Consider the following 3102-nt stretch of genomic DNA (forward strand, 5'->3'; position numbering starts at 1 on the left):
ATGCTCGAAATCAACAATCTCGTCGTCCAGATCGAGGACAACCGCATCCTGAACGGCCTCAACTTGAAGGTGGCCGACGGAGAGGTCGCGGCCATCATGGGGCCGAACGGCTCCGGCAAGTCGACGCTCTCCTACGTCATCGCCGGCAAGGAGGATTACGAGGTTCTCGACGGCGAGATCATTCTCGACGGCAGGAACCTCCTGGAGATGGAGCCCGACGAGCGCGCCGCCGCCGGCGTGTTCCTCGCCTTCCAGTATCCGCTGGAGATCCCCGGCGTCGGCACGATGACCTTCCTCAAGGCCGCGCTGAACGCCCAGCGCCGCGCCCGCGGCGAGGACGAATTGTCGACGCCGGAGCTGATCAAGCGCGTCAACGCCGCCGGCCAGAAGCTTGAAATCAGCAAGGATTTCCTCAAGCGCGCCCTCAATGTCGGCTTCTCGGGCGGCGAGAAGAAGCGGATGGAAATCCTCCAGATGGCGCTCCTGGAGCCGAAATTCTGCATCCTCGACGAGACCGATTCCGGCCTCGACATCGACGCGCTGCGCATTGTCGCCGAGGGCGTGAACGCGCTTCGCTCGAAGGACCGCTCCTTCCTGGTCATCACGCACTACCAGCGCCTGCTGAACCACATCGTGCCCGACACCGTGCACGTGATGGCGAACGGCCGCATCGTGAAGTCGGGCGGCAAGGAGCTGGCGCTCGAACTCGAGGCCAACGGCTATGCCGATTACCGCACGGCGGAGGCGGCCTGACCATGACCGAGGTGACGCAGATCAGGACCGCCGCCGAGACGGGTCTCGGCGCGCTGTTCGACCGCCTCAAGGGCGGCCTGCCCGGCGACGTCGCCGTGCGCGAGGCCGCGCTTGCCGGGTTCCGCGAGCGCGGCCTGCCGCATCGGCGGGTGGAGGAGTTCAAGTATTTCGACCTGCGCGCACTCATGCGCGAGGCGGCGCCCCCGGCGCCGAAGCCGGGCGCGACGGAGGTCGCGAAGGCTTTCGGCTTCGCCAAGGTCTTCGCCGAGATCGAGGCGAGCCGGCTGACCTTCGTCAACGGCCATCTCGCGACCGATCTCGCGGAGGGGCCGAGCTTCCCGCAGGGGATCGAGGTGGTGCCGCTGGCCGATGCCCTGGCCGAGGGGCATCCGGCCCTCGCCTCGCTCGGGCGGGTCGAGGTGGCGCGGGGCAACCCGATCCTGGACCTCAACACGGCCTTCATGAATGACGGCGCCGTGATCCGCGTGCCGGCGGGGACAGTGGTCGAGCAGCCGATCGCCCTGCGCTTCGTCTCGTGCTCGGACCGGCCGTTCTCGACCGCGAGCCGCGTGCTCGTCCTCGTCGAGGCGGGCGCCTCGGTGACGCTGATCGAGAGCCATGAGGGAAGCGGTATCGCCGCGCAGACCAACACGGTGGTCGAGTTGGTCGTCGGCGACGGCGCGAAGGTCGATCATGTCCGCTTCAACGGGGAGGGGGGCGAGACGCTCTCGCTTTCGACCTTCGTGGCGACGCTCGGCAGGAACGTGACCCTCGCGACGCATAATGCCGTGATCGGCGCGGCGGCCGCGCGGCACCAGGTCTTCCTCGTCTTCAAGGGCGAGGGATCGACGGCGCAGATCGACGGGATCGGCCTTCTGCGCGGGCGCCAGCATGGCGATGCGACGCTCGTCGTCGACCATGCCGTGCCTCATTGCACGAGCCGCGAGGCGTTCAAGACGATCCTCGACGGCCAGTCCACGGGCGTCTTCCAGGGCAAGATCATCGTCCGCCCCCATGCCCAGAAGACCGATGGCGGCATGAAGTCCGATGCGCTCCTCCTCTCGGAGGGATGCACGATGAACAACAAGCCGGAACTCGAGATCTTCGCGGACGACGTGGTCTGTGGCCACGGCGCGACCTGCGGAGCGCTGGACGAGGACCTGCTCTTCTACCTGCGCAGCCGCGGCCTGCCGCAGCCCGAGGCCGAGAGCCTGCTGCTCCAGGCTTTCGTCGGCCCGCCCATCGAGGCGGTGGCGCATGAGGGCGTGCGCGAGGCGCTCGTCACGGCGGTGGAGTCCTGGCTTGCCGGACGCCGCTGAGGCGGCGGCGCCGCGCGTCGCGGGCTATTCCTTCAGGGAAGCCGGGGAGGATCTGGTCGCGGGCGCCTTCAGGGCGCGCCGGCCCGCGCGCCGCCGCGAGTCCCGGCCGCTCGGCTGGGGTTGGCAGGCGGGGCTGGTCGGCCTCGCCGGGCTCGCGAGCGGCGTGGACATCTATCTCCGCGAGCCCTTCCAGCCCTCCGACGTTCCCGCCGACTGGGCCGGATGGCTCCCGCTGCTGAACATCGTCGGCAATCCCGCCATCTCGATCCTCGTGTCGCTCCTGTGCTGGCTGCTGATGATCGGGGGAGGCAAGCTCCTTTTCCTTGGGCGCTTCGCGGCGCGGGATCTCGGCAGCGGCCTCGCCCTCGGCTGGTGGTCGGCGACCCTGCCGATCCTCGGCGCCATCGCGGCCGGGCTGGCCTTCGGGCTGAAGAGCGATACGATCGCCCTTCTCGTCACCGTCCTCGTCACCGCCCATATCGTGCCGAGCCTCGCGGAGACCTGCGACATCACGATCGGGCGGGCCTTCGGCATCGCCGTTCTCGGTCCGCTTGCGCTCATCCTTCTCGCGGTGGCGGGGGCGGTCGGGTTCGGCTTCCTCGGCAAGCTCGCCGGAGCGAGGTTCGTCCCGTGACCGCCGTGGCCGGCGGCTATCGGCCCGCGCTCGCCTTGCGCCACCTCTGGCGGGGCGCGGCCGCGCCGGGCGAGGCGATGCGCGAGGCTCTGAGGGCGCGGATCGGGGAGACGGCGCGCCTCGTTCTCCTTGGGCTCGTCGCGGCGGCCCTGGGGTTCGCCGATCCAGAGACGCGCGGCTTCGGGCGGGCGGCCATCGAGAACGCCCGCGACGATCCCTCCCGGCTGCACGGGCTGACGCTTCTCGCCACCGACACCGCCCTGATCGGGCTCGCCGTGGTGGCCGCCTATTGGATCGCAGCTTTGGTCGCGCATTCCCTCGTCTGGCCGAGCTGGAGCCGCGCCAGCCTCGCGCGGATGCGCTCGGCCGTGGCGCTCGGGGCGTGGTTCGCGCTGC

The 3102-nt window shown here is 69.8% G+C and carries 4 protein-coding genes; all 4 read left to right on the forward strand.

Features of this window, described 5'->3' with window-relative positions:
- Positions 1-753: Fe-S cluster assembly ATPase SufC (gene sufC / locus PKD06_RS18610; RefSeq protein WP_324382775.1), on the forward strand; the 753-nt coding region annotated here is incomplete at its 5' end.
- A 2-nt stretch (positions 754-755) separates the two neighbouring features.
- Positions 756-2072, forward strand: a complete 1317-nt coding sequence (gene sufD / locus PKD06_RS18615; protein WP_324382777.1) for a Fe-S cluster assembly protein SufD — start codon at positions 756-758, stop codon at positions 2070-2072.
- Positions 2056-2706, forward strand: coding sequence for a hypothetical protein (locus PKD06_RS18620; RefSeq protein ID WP_324382780.1), 651 nt, complete (start codon positions 2056-2058; stop codon positions 2704-2706). The genes sufD and PKD06_RS18620 overlap by 17 nt, the downstream gene beginning before the upstream one ends.
- Positions 2703-3102: hypothetical protein (locus PKD06_RS18625; protein WP_324382781.1), on the forward strand; the 400-nt coding region annotated here is incomplete at its 3' end. The genes PKD06_RS18620 and PKD06_RS18625, both read left to right, overlap by 4 nt.

The sequence above is a fragment of the Enterovirga sp. genome (assembly GCF_035325185.1).
Classification (GTDB): domain Bacteria; phylum Pseudomonadota; class Alphaproteobacteria; order Rhizobiales; family Beijerinckiaceae; genus Enterovirga.